Origin of the sequence: Melittangium boletus DSM 14713, from assembly GCF_002305855.1 — a bacterium.
Taxonomy (GTDB): Bacteria; Myxococcota; Myxococcia; order Myxococcales; family Myxococcaceae; genus Cystobacter; species Cystobacter boletus.
Genome location: NZ_CP022163.1, coordinates 1,743,875 through 1,760,094, shown reverse-complemented (window position 1 = coordinate 1,760,094; position 16,220 = coordinate 1,743,875). Strand labels below are relative to the sequence as shown.

Genomic DNA, 16,220 nt, shown 5'->3' with positions numbered 1-16,220 from the left:
TGAAAAGGCACACCCCATTATAAACGACCGCCTTCGTCAGGGCAGGGCCGCACCCATCGGCCGGTCATCAGTGAACGGCTGGACGAAGGGACGAGCGGATATTGAACGGTCGGCTGTGGGGCCGCGTCCCCGTCTGCTCTACATGTCGGCCCATCGCGGACAGGTGCTCCCGGTCTGGGATGTTGGTGGATGAACACTCAGGCGGCGCCTCTAGTTGCGCGGGGGCAGCATGATGAGGTTGGCGAGCACGGACAATAGCTCGTCGGGGTGGATGGGTTTGGACACGTGCATGTCGAAGCCGGCGCTCAGCGCGCGGGTGCGATCCTCCCCCCGGGCGTAGGCGGTGAGGGCCACGGCGGCGATCTGCCCCCCCTCGGACGCGGGCAGCGCGCGGACCCGGGAGATGAGCGCGTAGCCGTCCTCCCCCGGCAGGCCGATGTCCGACACGAGCAGCTCGGGCCGCTCGGTGCCGAGCAGGCGCAGGCCCTCCGTGGCGGAGGCGGCGGTGATGACGTGCGCGCCGTGGTCCTCCAACACCAGCTTGAGCATCTCGCGGCCGTCTTCCTCGTCGTCCACCACGAGGATGCGCCGCCCGGCGAGCTCGGAGGAACGGGGCGGGGGTTCGGGTCGCGGAGGCTCGGGCGCGGTGGCGCGGGGCAGGGCGAGCGGCAGACGGACGGTGAAGGTGGCACCCCCGCCTGGCGGACCGCTCGTGGCGCCCACCGTTCCTCCGTGCAGCTCCACGAGGTGGCGCACGATGGCGAGCCCCAGGCCCAGTCCTCCATGTTGGCGCGTGGTGCCCCCGTCGAGCTGGCGGAAGCGCTCGAACAGGTGGGGCAGGAAGTCCTCGGGAATGCCCGGTCCCTCGTCCCGGACGGTCAGCTCCACCGAGGTGTCCACGCGCCGCAGCCGCACCCAGACGGTGCTCTCGGCCGGAGAGAACTTCACCGCGTTGGACAACAGGTTCCACGCCACCTGTTGCAGCCGGCCCGCGTCTCCCTGCACCAGATCGCCCTGGGGAGCGAGGTCGGCATGCAGGCGCATGCCCTTGGCCTCCGCGGCGGGGCGCACCGAGTCCATGGCCGCCTGGACGACGCTCGCCAGATGCACGGGCTTCGTCTCCAGCCGCAGCTTGCCGGAGACGATGCGGCTGACGTCCAGGAGGTCCTCGACGAGCTGCGCCTGGGCGTGGGCGTTGCGGTCCACCGTCTCGAGCGCGCGCGTCTGCTTGGCGGGAGTCAGCCGGCCATCGCGCAGCAGCTTCAACCAGCCGATCATCGCCGTGAGGGGTGTGCGCAGCTCGTGGCTCACGGTGGCCAGGAACTCGTCCTTGAGCCGGTTGGCCTCCTCCGCGCGCTCGGCTTCTGCCCGGGCGAGCGAGAAGAGGCGGGCGTTGTCGAGGGCCATCGCCGCCCGATGCGCCACCTCCTCGAAGCGCAGCGTGTCCGCGCGCCCGTAGCGGCGGCCGGAGAAGGCGGTGGTGAGGAACGTGAGCACGCCGAGCGTGCGGCCCCGCGCGAGCAGTGGCACGGAGATGAGGGAGTGGATCCCCAGCGAGCGGGCGGCGTCCTGGTGCTCCTCGTTCTGGGTAATGCGTTCGAGGAACGACCGCGTCATCTCCGGCACGAAGATGGTTTGATCCAGCCGCGCGGCCTGGCTGGGGGGATGTTCGGCCTTGCCCACGGGAGGATAGCGGCGCAGCACGGCCGCGGCCTCCTTCTTGGACTCATCCGCGTGGGCCACCTCCACCCGCTCCATGTGGCCCTCTTCGCCCATCAGGTCCACCACGCACCAGTCCGCGAACGTCGGCACGGTGAGGCGGGCCACTTCCTGGATGGTGGTCATGGGGTCCAACGAAGAGCCGGCCAGCGCCTCGCTCACCTCGGACAGGAAGCGCAGTGAATCGATGCCGCGCTTCTGATCATCGATGTCCGTGGACGAGCCGAACCAGTGCGTGATGGTGCCCGTGGCATCGCGCAGGGCGATCCCCTGGGAGATGAACCAGCGGTAGGTGTCATCCGCGCCCCGGCGCAGCCGGTACTCCGCGCGGTAGAAATGCCTGGAGGTGAGCGCCCGTTGGATCGCCTCCCGCGTGGCCGTCAGATCGTCCGGGTGTATGGCCAGGAGCCAACCGTGTTGGCTCGCCTGCTCGGGCGTCTGTCCCGTGTACTCGTACCAGCGGGGATTGAAGTACTCGGCCGAGCCGTCCGGCCGGGTCATCCAGATGAGCTGGGGCAGGGTTTCCGCGAGCAGGCGGAAGCGGGCCTCGGACTCGCGCTGCGACTGTTCGGCCTGCTTGCGCGAGGTGATGTCCAACAGCACCCCCGCGAGCCGCGTGGGCTGCCCCGCCTCGTCGAGCAGGACCCGGCCTCGGTTCTCGTGCCAGCGCACGCCGCCATCCGCGCGCAGGATGCGGTACTCCAGCCGGAACTCATCCCCGATCCGCATGGGCCTGGCCAGCCGGCTCGCCATCCTGGGGCGGTCCTCCGGATGCAACAGCGCGAGGAAGGCGTCGAAGGTGCCCGGAAAGGAGTGGGGCGTCATGCCGGACATCGCCTCGACCTGGGGCGACCACGTCAAGCGCCGGGCGCGCAGGTCCGCCTCCCAGGAGCCCACCTCCGCGGCCTTCAACGTCCGGCGCAGGTGGGCTTCGTTTTCCCGGAGCGCGACCTCCGCCCGCTGGCGATTCGCCAGGGCCTCCTTCGCCGCTTGTTGCGCGCGCACCTGCTCCGTCACGTCCACCGCGAACAGGAGCGCCGCCTCCACCTGGCCGTGGGCGTCCACCAGGGGCTGGAGGGTGTAGTCGACGAAGACCTCGGCCACCGAGCCCTCGGTGCCGTTGTCGAACACCCACCGGTGGCCCATGCCCGAGGCGCCCTGTCCGCTCCGGAAGAGCGTGTCCAGCGACTCGAGCAGCCGCTCGTGGGTGGGCGTGGAGAAGGCCTCGCGCGCGGTACGTCCGACGAGTTCGCCGCCTCCGAGGAGCCTGACGAGCATGGGGTTGGCCAGCTCGCAGCGCTGATCCCCCGCCCGGTAGACGCCCACCGCGGCGGGCACCTGGGTGAGGATGCGCTGGTAGCGCTGGCGCTGGCGCTCCGCTTCCGCCGCCACCTGGGCCCGCTGCTCCCGCTCCTGGTGGCGCTCGCGTGCCCGGGTCTCCCGCACGAGGGAGAAGGAGGTCAGGGCGAGGAGGGTCATGACCAGGCCGCTGCCCAGCAGCACGATGAGCTCCGAGCGTCTGGCGTCCCTGGTGAGCCGCTCGCGCTGCTCCTCCAGCCGCCGCTGCTCCTCCGCGTCCACCCGTTCCTCCAGGGCCCGCAGCTCGTCCAGGATGCGCTGGCTGTCCCCCTCGCGCAGGGCGGCGAGCGCCACGTCGGGTTGCCCGGCGCGGGTGAGCGCGAGGTTGCGCTCGAGCAGCGCCAGCTCCCTGCGCACGAGCAGTTCCATCCGATCAAGCCGCTCGCGTTGGCGGGGCTCCTCCGGGGCGAGTTGCCGCAGCCGGGCCAAGGACAGTCCGATGCGACGCCGGGTTTCCTCGAACGCCGCGGGGTCGGGTGCCTCGTGCATGAACAGGAGGCCGCGCTGGCTCGTCTCCGCGTCCTTCACCAGGTACAGCAGGTGGTCCGCTTCGTTGATGAAGTCGAGCGAGTGGGCCGCGCCCCGCGACGTGCTGGTCAGCCGATGGGTCGATTGCAGGAAGAGCGCGGTGATGAGCCCCACGGCCACCAGCGCCAGGAGATGTCCCGCGAGCAGCGGAAGCGAGGAGCGCCTGGGGATGGGACCCTCGGGGGGGGATTCTCCGGGCGGGTGTTGGGGGATGGCGTCCATGCGCTCGTGGGGGATGGGCGTAACACATCACCTCGCGAAAAGACGTCGCGGCACCCCTCTGTGCGTACCAGGGAACAGAGTGGAGTCATCCGGTACGGACTCGCCCTGGAGATGTGTGCTTGACAGGCTGTCGACCGGTACGGGGAGCGCCAAAAGGTTCGTCCGGGGGGACGCTCTCTTGGTTTTGGGCCGCGCCTGCGTATTCTCCGCGGCCGCATGTCGTCCGCCTCGCCTGTTTCCGTCACGTCCTCGCCCGCTCCGGGCGCTCCTTCCGCCCTCTCCACCGTGCGCGAGCTGGCGCCGGAACCCAGCACCCGGTGGCTGCTGGGCCTGCTCCTCGCCGCGGCGCTGCTGCCCCGGCTGTTGTTGATGCCCATCAACGAGAACTTCTACGGCGACGCGGTGGCGCGCACGGAGCTCGCGGAGCGCTGGGCGAGGGAGCCCCACCTCATCACCTCTTATAAGGATGGGGCCTTCCAGTTCGGTCCCCTGCACCTGTACCTGGTGGGCGCCGCGCTCAAGGGGGTGCCCGACAAGGCGCTCGCGGGGCGGCTGGTGAGCCTGCTGTTCGGCGTGCTGTCCGTGGTGCCGCTCTTCGCGCTCACCCGGCGGCTGTTCGGCTGGCGCGCGGGCGTGGCGGCGGGACTGGCCTTCAGCGTCTGGGGCATGCACCTGCAGATGTCCACCACGGCCGCGAGCGAGGCGCTGTCGCTCTTCCTCATGCTGTGGACGTTCGCGTTGCTGGCGGAGGGGTTGGACGAGAACCGCATGGGGCCGTTGTTCAAGGCGGCGCTGGTGCTCAACCTGGCGTGCGCCACGCGCTACGACGCCTGGCTCTTCATGCCGCTGCTCTGCCTGTTGCTGCTCTTCTGGGGCCCGGATCGGATCGCCGGCTTCACGCGCGCGGTGGGCTTCGGCATCGTGTGTCTGCCGTTTCCCCTGTTGTGGATGCAGGGCAACGAGATGGCGCACGGAGACCCGTTCTACCCCGTGAAGATCGTGGAGCAGTTCCATGAGCAGTGGGTGAAGGACGGCGTCGCGTGGATGGGCCCCCTGCGCTACCGCTTGGAGAGCCTGGGCTTCTGGCCCGGCATGGCCTTCATCACCCTGTCTCCGGGCGTGGCGCTGCTGGGCATGGTGGGCATGTGGCGCACGTGGCGGAGCCGGCCCGATGTGCGCTGGCTGACGCTCGCGGCGCTGGTGCCCACCGCGTACTTCACCTTCCGGGCGGCGGTGCTGATGGATTTCCAGCCGCTCGGGCGTTTCACCGTGACGGAACTGGCGCTGCTGCTGCCCTTCGTGGGGCCGGGCTTCGAGGCGTGTGTGGGCGCGCGGGGTCCCGGGGTGCGCAAGGCCCTGGCCGCGGTGTGCGGCGTATTGGCGGTGGCCGTGCCGCTGGGCATGGGCCTCTTCACCTTCCGCGCGGATGGCGGCCCCCGGGACACGATGCGCCCGGTGAGCCCCACCTCCACCAACCCGGTGCCGGTGATGCAGGTCGCCCGCTTCCTCAAGGAGGAGGCCGCCGCGAAGGGCGGCGCGGCCGTGCTGGATGACGATCCGCGCTACCTGGATCTCCAACTGGCCTTCTTTTCCGGGCTGCCGGACGAGCGGCTCGCCCGGGTGCGCTGGGAAACCTTCCGCAAGCATCTGCGCGAGGCCCAGCCGGAATACCTGGTGCGCTTCGATGAAGGTTCGTTGGTGAAGGACAAGGGCGTCACCCTGCGGGGCCGCACGCTGGTGCTCGATGGCGTGGAGTATGGAGAACTCGACGGCTTCTCCGCTCCGCTGCACGTCTACCGCCGCCGTTAGCCTTAGGGTAGGCAAGCAGATGGCTTGCCGAGGGGGCTCCAGGCGGGGGGGCGAGGCTCTTTGGACAGGCCGTTGAATGCCGGACCTGGCCAACGTTCCCCCTTCCGACCATGGTCAATCACGACACCGTTGGGGTTCAAGCCGAGCACTTCCGCCTGGGCACGTTCATCCGGGCGCATCGCACGCGCATCCTGGAGGACTGGGAAGCGTCGGTGCGCCGGTTGCCTTGCACCCAGGGGCTCTCCCGGCCCCGGTTGATGGACCATCTCCCGGATCTCCTGGAGCGCATCGCCAACGTGGTGGACAAAGTCCACACAGGCGGGCATGGCTCCCTCGAGCGGATGCCCGAAGTGCATGCCCTGGAGCGGCTGGACTCGGGCTACGACCTGGATGCGGTGGCCGAGGAATACGCGCTGCTGCGGGCCTGCATCCTCCAGCGCTATGGCGAATACGTGGAGGCCCATGGCGACTCGTCCATGGCGGTGGCGATGCGGGAGGTGGTGTCCTTCAACCGCACCTTCGACGAGGCGGTGTCCGCGGCCGTGTCGCGCTACACCCGCGCCCGCGAGCGCACCCTGGTGGCGCTCGATCGCATTTCCGAGGCGGCGCTCGGCGCGGAGGAGCTGGATGCCTTCCTGCCCCGGCTCTTGCGCGTGATGTTGGAGACGACCGAGGCGGTGGACTCCGTCACGCTGATGCTGCGCGAGGGGGAACTCCTGAAGGTGCGTGCCTCGGTGGGGCTGGAGCACGGCGGGGCCCATGATTTCAGTGAGCGGGTGGGCGAGGGCTTCTGCGGCGTCATCGCGGCGGAGCAGCGGCCCTTCGAGCTGCGCTCGGCGGCGACGGACCCCCGGGTGCGCGACGAGGCGCTTCGAGCGCGGGGAACGCATGCCCTCTATGGGGTGCCGTTGATGTACGGCGGAGAGGTCATCGGCGTGGCGCACATGGGCAGCCGCACCGCCGTCGAGTTCTCCAACGAGGACAAGCTGCTCTTCCGGGCCATGGTGAGCCGGGCCACCATCCTCATCATCCAGGCCTGGCTCTCGGCGCGCGAGCACGCGGCGCGGGCCGAGGCCGAGGAGCGCAAGCAGCAGCTGCAGCTCATCATCGAGCAGAGCAGTGACGCCATCATCATGGCGGACGCGCAGGGGGTGATGCGCGTCTTCAACACCGCCGCCGAGCAACTGCACGGCTTCGGGTTCAAGGAGGTCCCTCCCTCGGAGTGGAGCGGTACTTACGGCCTGCTCACCCTGGACGAGCGTCCCATGAAGTTCGAGGAGGTGTGCCTCTACCGGGCCCTGCAGAACGAGGTGGTGACGGAGGACCGGTGGAAGGTGCGGCGTCTGGATGGCTCGGTGCGCACCCTGATCGGTACGGCGGCGCCCCTGTGGCGGCCGGATGGTTCGCTGGCGGGCGCCGTGCTCAACGCGCGCGATGAGACGGAACGGCTCGACCGGGAGCGCGAGCAGACCGAGACCCTGGCGCTGCTGGACTCGCTGCTGGCCACGGCTCCGGTGGGATTGGCCTTCCTGGATCCCTCGCTGCGTTTCGTGCGCACCAATGAAGCACTCGCCGAGATCAACGGGCTGTCGGTGGACGCGCACCGAGGCAGGACGGTGGAGGAGGTGTTCGGCGAGCGGGCGGAGTGGCTCGTTCCCCTGTTGCGGCACGTCTTGGAGACGGGCGAGGTGTACCGGGGCGACGAGTTCTCCGGCTGCATCGCCCGGGAGCCGGGGGCCCTGCGCCACTGGGTGGGGGACTACTTCCCGGTGCGCGCGAGGGATGGACGGATGCTCGGAGTGGGGTGCGTCGTGGTGGATGTCACCGAGCGCACGCTGCAGGAGGAGCGGTTGCGCCAGACAGCCGAGTTCCGCGAGCGCTTCCTGGGCGTCGTCTCGCATGATCTGCGCAATCCACTCAACGCCATCCTGTTGTCCGCCAATGGGTTGTTGAGGACGGAGGGCCTGCCCGCGACCCACACGAAGCTGGCGCGCCGCATCGTCACCAGCGCCGAGCGCATGGTGCGGATGATTGGCGAGCTGCTGGACTTCACGCGGGGCCGGCTCGGAGGCGGCATCCCCATCCAGCCACGGCCCTCCAATCTGCGCCTGCTGTGCAATCAGGTGCTGGAGGAACTGGAGAGCAGCCATCCGGGGCGGGAGTTGCGGCTGACGGCCGAGGGCCAGTTCCAGGGGGAGTGGGATCCGGACCGGCTCGCGCAGTTGCTGGGCAACCTGGGCAAGAACGCGCTCGACTACAGCCCCCTGGGTTCGTCCGTGGACTTCTCCCTCCACGACGAGGGCGAGGCCGTGCGCGTGGAGGTCCATAACGGGGGACCGCCCATTCCCCTGGACCTGCTGCCGAACATCTTCGAGCCCTTCCGCCGGGCCGTCTCGGGCGATGCGCATTCGACCTCGGGTCTGGGCCTGGGTCTCTTCATCGTCGAGCAGATCGCCCAGGCGCACGGGGGGACCATCGGCGTGCACTCCACCTCCGATGCGGGCACCTGCTTCACCCTGCGGTTGCCCCGGAAGACCCACGAGGCGCCGCCAGGAGCCAGCGGCGCCTCGTCTTGAAGGGCTTACGGATACACCTCGCGGCGAGGACCGGGAGGCAGGCCGCCCTCGGAAGGCGAGATAAGGGGGGGCTCCGCGTAGGCCTGCTGGCGCCGGCTCACTCCCACGGCTCCGCCCAGCACGGCCGAGATGAGGCCGAGGAAGAGGGCGCCGAAGACGCCCCAGAACACGATGCCCGTGGTGTCCGCGGCCTTGAGGGCGCCCGTCTGGACCGATTGGGCCGCCTGCGTCACCTTGCCCTGGAAGGCGTTGAACTGGGCCTCGACCCGTCCGGCGACCTCCTCGGCGTCCGCGCGGGTCAGGGCCGTCTTGTCGGCGAGCGATTGGATCAACGACTGCCTGTCGATGCGGCCCTGTTGCACGGCCGTGGTGACCGCGTCGCGGATGGCGCCCTCGAGCTGCTCGGCCGTCACGGGGGGCTTCCCCTCTTCGACCAGGCGCTCGTTGATGGGGCGCAGGGCGTCATCGGCGTCGAGCCCGAAGTTGCGCGCCACCTGTCCCAGATTGCCCGCCTGGGAGGCACCAGCGGCCACGGTCGCCCCCGTTGCCTGCACGGCCGTCCTGCCCACCGAGAACACGCCTCCGACCAGGGAGGTCAGCACGCCGGTCAGCAACCAGATGCCCGCGATCGTGGTGACACCCCACATGACGAGTCCGTGGATGCCTCCGCTCGCCTTCGTCTGGGCGCCCGCGCCCCGCCCCGCCACGATGCCCCCCACGAAGAGGGCGATGAGCGGAGCGACGAGGCTCCAGATGCCCGCGAAGATGCCAGAGGTCTTCGCGCTCGTGGCGTCATGGGGGTTGATGGAGGAGAGCCCCATCGCGAGGCCAAGCGTGTAGAGGAGCGCCCACAACCCCACCGCCGTCACGGTCCCCGCGAAGATCGCGCCCCAACTGACCCTCACGGGACCCCTCGCTAGAAAGCCCGCCCATCTCGTTTCGTGTGTTGCCTCGGCCATGATCCACCTCACCCAGGAAGAAGAACCGTCCCCGTGTCCTTGAAAAATGGACACGACAAGGCCCGGAAGTGGGTGGCCTCGGGTACGGGTCCTCTCCTCGATGGGTCGCGGAGGCTTCTAGCGGGCCGTCGAGCGCGTCCTCACTCACGTCCCGGCGTCGTCATCGTCCGGTTCGTCCTCGGCGTGAATGGCCCGTGCCTGGGCGGCATGCCGGGCATCGAGCCAACCCTGGAGGATGAACTGGGCGGCCATCTGGTCGATGACCTCGCGGCGCTTGGCGCGGGACAGGTCCGCTTCCAGCAGGGTGCGCTGGGCGGCCACGGTGGACAGGCGCTCGTCCCACAACTCCACGGGCAGGCCGAACGTCTGGGTGAGCACGTCCACGAAGCGGCGCGTGGCCTCGGCGCGAGGGCCCTCGCTGCCGTCCATGTTGAGCGGAAGCCCGACCACGAAGCCGCGGGCCTCGTACTCCTCGACCAGCTTCTGGAGGGCGGCCAGGTCCACCTTGAGGCTCGTGCGCCGCACGGTGGTGACCGTCTGGGCGGTGAGTCCCAACGCGTCCGAAACGGCGACGCCAATCGTCTTGGTGCCCACGTCGAGGCCCAGGGTGCGCATGCGCGCCGCAATCTAGCCTCAATCCTCTTCCAAGGACCGCTCCGTCCGTGACCGAGGACTCAGTGGGGCGGGGATGACGGGCCAACCCATTGAATTCGTTGGCGTCGGAGCCAGGCCGGGCGCGGCATCGCCGCTGCAAGCCGTCGGGCGCGGAACACGGCGCGGCGATGGGGGGCACGGCGCCCTCCCTCCGCGCGGGAGGAGCCATGAGTGACTTGCTGAAGGGATTGGGCAGTGCCCTGGGCGGTGTGACGAACCTGTTGTCGGGGGGCGCGCTCCTCGACATGGCGGGCAATGCCCTGGGGCTGCCCCCGGTCATCACCCAGGCCGCCAAGACGGTGGTCGGGGCGATGACGGGCAACGTGATGCTGGCGGCCAATGGCGCGATGGGGCTCGCCCAGGAGCTGACCCGGAACCCACCGGCGGCCACCGAGTACTGCGCTCCGAAGGACACCTCGCGGGCGTGCGAGGGCTACGCGAAGCCGGCGCCGCGGCCGCATGACGCCTCGTGCGCCACGTCCGGCCACGGCCACCTGGATCCCAAGATGAACGACTACCTCCACTCGCTGCGAACGCTGGAGCAGAACTTCCAGTATCTGGACGCGACGGATGGGCGGTTGGACGGATCGCTGTCGCGCACGGACCTCCAGCGCATCTCGGGGGACGCGCGCGTGTCGCCGGAGCTGCGCCAGTCGGCGCGCTTCCTCGTGGACAACCCGGGCTACTTCGAGCGGCTCGACTCGTCGGCGAGCCTGGGAGGGCCCCTGGGCCGGGTGATCCAGGGCTTGAAGAACGACGACCGCATCAGCCTGGGCGACGTGCGCGGGGAGATCCTCAAGGTGAAGGCGGACTTCGCCCAGTATGGGCAGCCTGGACGGACGGGGGGAGCGCGGTCCACGCCGCCTGCGTCGGAGGGTGTGCCCACGTCTGGCGCGGCGGCGGGCTCGAGCGTCAAGGGCATCATCAACGACCCGCGCATGAGCCTGGAGGAGAAGATCAACGCCATCCTCATGAACCTCACGGAGAAGATGGACGACGAGATCCTCCAGACGATGGACAGCCTCGCGGCGGCTCAGGACAAGAAGGCGGGCATCTCGAACGAGAAGGGCAACGAGAAGTCGCTCACCGAGTCCCAGCGCGACATCGATCGGCTCTCCATGCGGCTGCAGCAGCTCGTGGAGAAGCGCAAGACGATGTTCGAGATGATGAGCACGATGTCGATGAAGTTCAACGAGATGGCCAAGACGGCCCTCTCCAACATGCGCGGCGCGTGAGCCGGACGATGGGACGCGTCATCAAATACGAAGGAGCGGCGATGGACACGGCGACGGTGGGCAAGCTCAAGGCGTTCGCGCGCGGAGAGGCGACGTGGGCGGAGGTGGAGGGGATGACCTTCGAGGAGGCGAAGGCGATCGCCCAGGTGGGGTGTGACCTGGCGGGCGCGGGGCGCTACGAGGAGGCGCGCATCCTCTTCGAGGGGTTGGTGGAGGGCAATCCACGGGACTCGGCGAGCCGGGCGGCGCTGGGCACGGTGTACCAGAAGCTGGGGCGCCTGCCGGAGGCCGTGACCGAGTACAGCGCGGCGCTGGAGCGGGATCCGGCCAATCCCGTGGCGCTCGTCAATCGCGGCGAGCTGTACCTGCAACAGGGCAACCGGCAGGGATTCACGGACATCGCCAACGCGGTGGAGGCGGATCCGGACGGGCAGACGTCCGCGGGGCGGCGGGCCAAGGCGCTGGTGCGGGCCATCGCGTTGGCGGCCGTGGAGAAGATGAAGGAAGCGCCGGCCCAGGCGTGAGGGACGTCGTCCTCAGGGGGTGGGGGGAACGGCGGCCAGCCGCTCGCCGATGGGCGGGTGGCTGTACCCCTTGAGGACGATCCACCGGGGCGGTTCGGGGTCCATCTTGTTCACGCGGGCGGCCTTCACCAGCATGCGGCGGAAGGCGGCGGGGTCCTGGGTGAGGTGGAGGGCGTAGCGGTCGGCTTCGCGCTCGCGCTCGCGAGAGAAGACGGCGGACACGGGGGCGCTCAGGGTGAAGACGAGGAAGGCGAGCAGCCACAGCAGGGGCAGGGTGCGGATGTCCGCGAAGCGCGTGGTGCCGAACCAGCCCCGCGCGGCGGCCAGCCGCAGCAGCCGATCAATGGCGAAGAGGAAGGCCACCAGCGCGAACGAGGAGGCGATGCGCCCGGGCCATTTCGACTCGTGGACATGGCCGGACTCGTGCGCGACGGCGGCGACGATCTCCTCGGGGGTCAACTCCCGCAGCATGATGTCGTTGAGCACGATGGTGCGTGTGGGGCCCATGCCCGCGAAGTACGCCTGCAGGCGTTTGCTCTCCACGGACGTCTTCTCCACCCGGATGTCCTGGAAGGGCACCTCTGCCCGGGCCATCAGCGAGGTGATGCGCTCGCGCAGGGGCCCTTGTTCCAGGGGCGCCTGCTGGAAGTAGATCTGACTGCGGTACGGGTCGAGCACCGAGGCGCCCAGCAGCAGCAGCGCCGAGGGCACGCCCAGCACCAGCCACCAGCGCTTCACGCGCCGGGCCAGCCCGTAGAGCCCCAGCACCAGCATGGACGAGGCGGTGGCCTCCAGCGCGAGCCCCTTGAAGGTGTCCAGCGCGTAGCGCAGCGGGGTGTAGTTGGACATGCCGTAGCGGTGCTCCAGCACGTAACCGAAGTAGATGTTCGCCGGGGAGTAGAGCAGCTCGATGAAGAGGTCCACGAACAGCGCGAAGAGGATGGCGGTGCCCCAACCCGGCTCGCCCCACATCTTGTCCAGGGCGCTCACCACGACGCGCAGGACGGGCGCGGTGCGCAGGCGCGCGAAGCGGTGGGAAAGCCAGGCCGCGCAGCCCTGGGCTCCCCGGTAGAAGGGCTGGAGCAGCACGCCGATGATGAGCGCGAAGGTGCCCAGGGAGATCAGGGGGCTCACCGCGCCGCGGATGTAGTGCGGCAGGTGGTACGCCTTGATCTCGGCGAGCTGCTCGGGCGTGAAGAGGGGCTCCATGGCGCGTGGGAGCGTAGCGCCTCGGAGCCCCTGTCTCCCAGGGGTCAGGAGTGGGGCCGGGCCTGGGGGGGCGCGGGGGCCTCGTCCTGGAGCAGCAGGGCCTTCATCTTCTCCAGGCTCTGGCGCGTCTTGTCGATGAACGTGTTGTGCGAGCCGATGCGCTCGGCCGCCTCCAGGGTGCGCTCGTAGACGTCGATGGACTTGGTGAGCAGCACGTGGACCTTCTTGCGCAGCTCCTCGCGGTAGATCTCCGCCTGCTCCGCGTCCAGTTCCTTGGGGGCGGGCGAATTCACGAGCTGGTCGTACAGGTCCTCGTAGAGGGCGCCAATCTGCGTGCCGGCGGCCGTGGCCCAGTGGCCATTGCCCACGCGGATGGCGCGCAGGTAGTTGCCTTGCGCGGACAGCAGCAGCTCGGCCTTGTAGTTCAGGTCGTTGGCGAGCGTGTCAGCGCCCTTGGCGGGGTCGAGCTTCACCTCCGCGTAGCGCAGCCGGTAGAGCTCGCCGACGAAGAAGTGGGCCTGGGCGGGGTAATAGTTCTCAACCTCGTCCTTGTCCGGCAGCGCGTCGTAGACGGCGAGGGCCTGGCGCAAGGTGGTCTCCGCGCGCTCGGGCTGTCCGGACTCCAGCTCGCACACGCCCCGCTGCACCTGGGCCTCCAGGCGCCGGCCGACGGGGAGATCCTCGCGATCGGCGAGCGTGGCCAGCAGCCGGGCGGCGTCCGTGTAGCGCTCCAGGTGGTACTGGGTCTCGGCCAGACGGAAGGCGGCCTCCAGCGCGTCGCCGGTGCCCTTCTGGGCGTCCGCCAGCTGGGAGAAGCGCGCGGCCGCGTCCTCCCACTGCTCCAGCCGTTCGTGGGCGAGTCCCGCCTGATAGAGCGCTCCAGTCCGGTGGGGGCTCTGGGGGTGGAAGTCCACGAGCCGCTCGAAGTGACGCACCGCCTGGGCGTACTCCTTGGCGGCGAAGGCGGAGGTGCCGGCCGCGAACAGCTCCTCGTCGTTGAGCGACGCCAGCTCCGGGTCTCCCGTCACCATCTCCCCGTCGAAGCGTACTTCCTGCCGTGTCGGCTCGGGCGGGGTGTCTCGTCCCGCCGAGCCTGTCGTCCGGCATCCCACCAGGCCGACGATTCCCACCCATACCCATTTGCGCCAGGTGGCCGACATCCGTGTCCTCCGCGTTCGCGTCAGGGGCCCTTGTCCGGGCCGTGTGCACTCCTCGCCCCCAGGACAGCGTCGCGAGACACCGGGTTCCCAGGGGCGGGAAGAGTCTAATCTCGTCTGTTCTGGACCGCCCGCCCGGGGGGGCCTACTCCGGGCCGCCCGACGTAAGCAGGGGAGGGGGCGTGGGGATGAGCTCCTCGCCCATGAGGAAGCGGCCGGTGCGCCACAGGGCGCCAATCTCGTGCACGTCCAATTCAAAACGGGGGACCTGGATGAGGGGCGTGCTCCCACACGCGGCCTGGAGCTCGGCGATGCCCCGCGCGTCCTGCTCGGCCAGGAGCGTCATCTCGTTCAGCGTCTCCTCCACCTTGGTGCGCCGGGTGGGCAACAGGCCCCGGGCTTCCTCCCAGAGAGCGGGACCCGGCAGGGGATGGACGCGGTTGACCACCACGGCCACCACCTCCATGCGGTTCTGCTGGAGCAGCCGGTGGAAGTGCATCACCTCGTCCAACCGCTCGCGCCCGGGGCTCGTCACCAGCACGAAGCCGGTCTGTTCGGCCTTGAGCAGCTCGCGCACGCCGCGCGCCCGCTCGCGGAAGCTCTCGTTCATGGGCGCGATGGAGAGCATGAAGTTGGCCAGCTCCTGCAGCGTCTCCGTGCCGGTGAACTTGGAGATCGTCTTGGCCATGTAGCTGCCGCCCAGGTTGAACAGGGACAGGCCCACCTTGCCCGCCGCGAGCGCCGGGGTGAGCAGCCACCGGGCCGCCTCGTTGTCCAGGAAGTCCAGCACCCGGTTGGGCGCCTCGAGGAAGTCGAGCGCGTGCGCGGTGGGCGGGGTGTCCAGGACGATGAGCTCGTAGTCGCGCTGGTTGCGCAGCTCCCAGAGCTTTTCCAGGGCCACGTACTCCTGGCTGCCGGCGAGCGCGCTGGAGAGGGACTGGTAGAAGCGGTTGGAGAGGATCTTCTCGCGCTTGTCCGCGGGGGCGTGGCGGAGGATGAGCTCGTCCCACGTCGCCTTCATGTCCAGCATCATCGCGTGCAGGCGGGCGCGCGGGGTGATGCCCAGCGGCTCCACGGCGCTCGCGGGCACCTCGGCCTCCACGTTGCCCAGGGCGTTGAGTCCCAGCGCGTTGGCCAGGCGCTTGGCGGGATCGATGGTGCACACGAGGCTGCTGCGCCCATCCACCGCGGCGCGCAGGGCGAGGGTGGCGGAGATGGTCGTCTTGCCCACGCCGCCGGAGCCGACGGACACGAGCACGCGCTTGTGGGCCAGGGCTTGGGACAGCGCGTTCATGGGCCCTCCTTGCCCGTCACCAGGGACTCCAGGTGGCGCATGACCTGCTCGATGGCGGAGCGGTCGAAGTTGGGCGTGAAGATGCGCGGCACGCGGTGCACGGGCACGTTCAGGTTGCGCTCCAGCTTCACCTGCGCGAGCACCGTCTGCGCCGCCCGGGCATGGTGGGCCCTGGCCACTTGCAGCAGCTCGGGTTGATCCACCAGGGCTTCCAGGTCGTCCTCGCTGAAGCGCTCGGGGAAGGTCGCGTTGAGCACCGCCGCGTGGGTGCGCACCCGCACCTGGTCGCGCAGGGCCGTGTGCAGCTCCAGCGTCTCGTTCACCGGAAGCTCCTCGGGCAGGGACACCAGCACCGCCGCCGTCACCGCGGGATCCTCCAGCAGATCCTTCATCTTCAGGGCCTCGCGGGACATGGGCCCCGGGGGCACCGTCTGCAGCAGCACCTGGGGCACGCGCAGGAAGGTGATGGCGTGGCCCGTGGCGGGCGCGTCCATGACGATGGTGTCCCACAGCGGCTTGCCGTCCGGCCGCTTCTCCTGGGCGTGGAAGAGGATCTTCCCGAGCAGCACCAGTTCCTGCAGCGAGGGGATGAAGCGCAGGAAGTAGCGCACCACCTTGTTCTCGAAGACCGTCTTGTAGAGGGTCTCGAAGCGCAGCACCATCAGCGCGTACTCGCGCATGGCCTCCTGGGGGCGCACGTCCACGGCCCACAGGTTCTCCTCCAGGGGGGTGATCTGGGGGCCCACCGGCTCGTGTCCGAGCATGCGGCTGATGCGCTCCTGGGCATTCACCTCGCACACCAGCGTGCGCCGGCCCGCGCGCGCCGAGCGCAACGCCAGCGCCGCGGCGATGGTGCTCTTGCCCACACCGCCCTTGCCGGAGACGATCCACAACCTCTTGTCGAGCAGTGCGGCCATCGAGAGCGGCGAACCCTAGGGATGCCCCCCCCACGTGTCAACGCGCTCCGTCATGTGG

General features: G+C 69.7%; 11 protein-coding genes. 4 read left to right on the top strand and 7 right to left on the bottom strand.

Annotation, left to right across the window (positions count from 1 at the left end; translation table 11 throughout):
- Positions 1-210: 210 nt before the first annotated feature.
- A complete protein-coding gene (locus tag MEBOL_RS07470) occupies positions 211-3,828 on the bottom strand; it encodes a PAS domain-containing protein (protein ID WP_095976761.1) in 3,618 nt (1,205 codons plus the stop codon).
- A 216-nt stretch (positions 3,829-4,044) separates the two neighbouring features.
- Here MEBOL_RS07470 and MEBOL_RS07465 point away from each other — a divergent pair, with 216 nt between their 5' ends.
- Both MEBOL_RS07465 and MEBOL_RS07460 read left to right on the top strand, forming a co-directional pair.
- Positions 4,045-5,637 carry an ArnT family glycosyltransferase gene (locus tag MEBOL_RS07465; RefSeq protein ID WP_095976760.1) on the top strand — a complete coding sequence of 531 codons (1,593 nt, stop codon included), beginning with the start codon at positions 4,045-4,047 and terminating at the stop codon, positions 5,635-5,637.
- Positions 5,638-5,747: 110 nt separating this feature from the next.
- Positions 5,748-8,213, top strand: a complete 2,466-nt coding sequence (locus MEBOL_RS07460; RefSeq protein ID WP_095976759.1) for a GAF domain-containing sensor histidine kinase — start codon at positions 5,748-5,750, stop codon at positions 8,211-8,213.
- Positions 8,214-8,218: 5 nt separating this feature from the next.
- On the opposite strand, the gene MEBOL_RS07455 is transcribed toward MEBOL_RS07460, so the two are convergent.
- The gene (locus tag MEBOL_RS07455; RefSeq protein ID WP_245919531.1) at positions 8,219-9,118 is read right to left on the bottom strand and encodes a hypothetical protein; all 900 of its coding nucleotides are present in this window, start codon (positions 9,116-9,118) and stop codon (positions 8,219-8,221) included.
- Between the two features lie 198 nt (positions 9,119-9,316).
- A complete protein-coding gene (gene ruvX / locus MEBOL_RS07450; RefSeq protein WP_095976757.1) occupies positions 9,317-9,787 on the bottom strand; it encodes a Holliday junction resolvase RuvX in 471 nt (156 codons plus the stop codon).
- A 206-nt stretch (positions 9,788-9,993) separates the two neighbouring features.
- On the opposite strand from ruvX, the gene MEBOL_RS07445 reads away from it, so the two are divergent.
- Together MEBOL_RS07445 and MEBOL_RS07440 are read left to right on the top strand one after the other, a co-directional pair.
- Positions 9,994-11,061: a hypothetical protein gene (locus MEBOL_RS07445; protein ID WP_095982642.1), complete on the top strand. Its 1,068-nt coding sequence runs from the start codon at positions 9,994-9,996 to the stop codon at positions 11,059-11,061.
- A gap of 8 nt (positions 11,062-11,069) precedes the next feature.
- Positions 11,070-11,585 (top strand): tetratricopeptide repeat protein, encoded by a 516-nt coding sequence (locus MEBOL_RS07440; RefSeq protein ID WP_095976756.1) that lies wholly within the window; start codon positions 11,070-11,072, stop codon positions 11,583-11,585.
- Positions 11,586-11,597: 12 nt separating this feature from the next.
- On the opposite strand, the gene MEBOL_RS07435 is transcribed toward MEBOL_RS07440, so the two are convergent.
- From MEBOL_RS07435 to MEBOL_RS07420, 4 genes are all read right to left on the bottom strand, one after another.
- Positions 11,598-12,842, bottom strand: a complete 1,245-nt coding sequence (locus tag MEBOL_RS07435; RefSeq protein WP_342747791.1) for a M48 family metalloprotease — start codon at positions 12,840-12,842, stop codon at positions 11,598-11,600.
- Entirely contained in the window at positions 12,839-13,954 is a 1,116-nt protein-coding gene (locus MEBOL_RS07430; protein WP_095976754.1) for a tetratricopeptide repeat protein, read from the bottom strand. Before MEBOL_RS07430 ends, MEBOL_RS07435 begins: the two co-directional genes overlap by 4 nt.
- A 142-nt stretch (positions 13,955-14,096) precedes the next feature.
- Positions 14,097-15,245 (bottom strand): ArsA family ATPase, encoded by a 1,149-nt coding sequence (locus MEBOL_RS07425; RefSeq protein ID WP_095976753.1) that lies wholly within the window; start codon positions 15,243-15,245, stop codon positions 14,097-14,099.
- The gene (locus MEBOL_RS07420) at positions 15,242-16,162 is read right to left on the bottom strand and encodes an ArsA family ATPase (RefSeq protein ID WP_095976752.1); all 921 of its coding nucleotides are present in this window, start codon (positions 16,160-16,162) and stop codon (positions 15,242-15,244) included. Before MEBOL_RS07420 ends, MEBOL_RS07425 begins: the two co-directional genes overlap by 4 nt.
- Positions 16,163-16,220 lie beyond the last annotated feature (58 nt).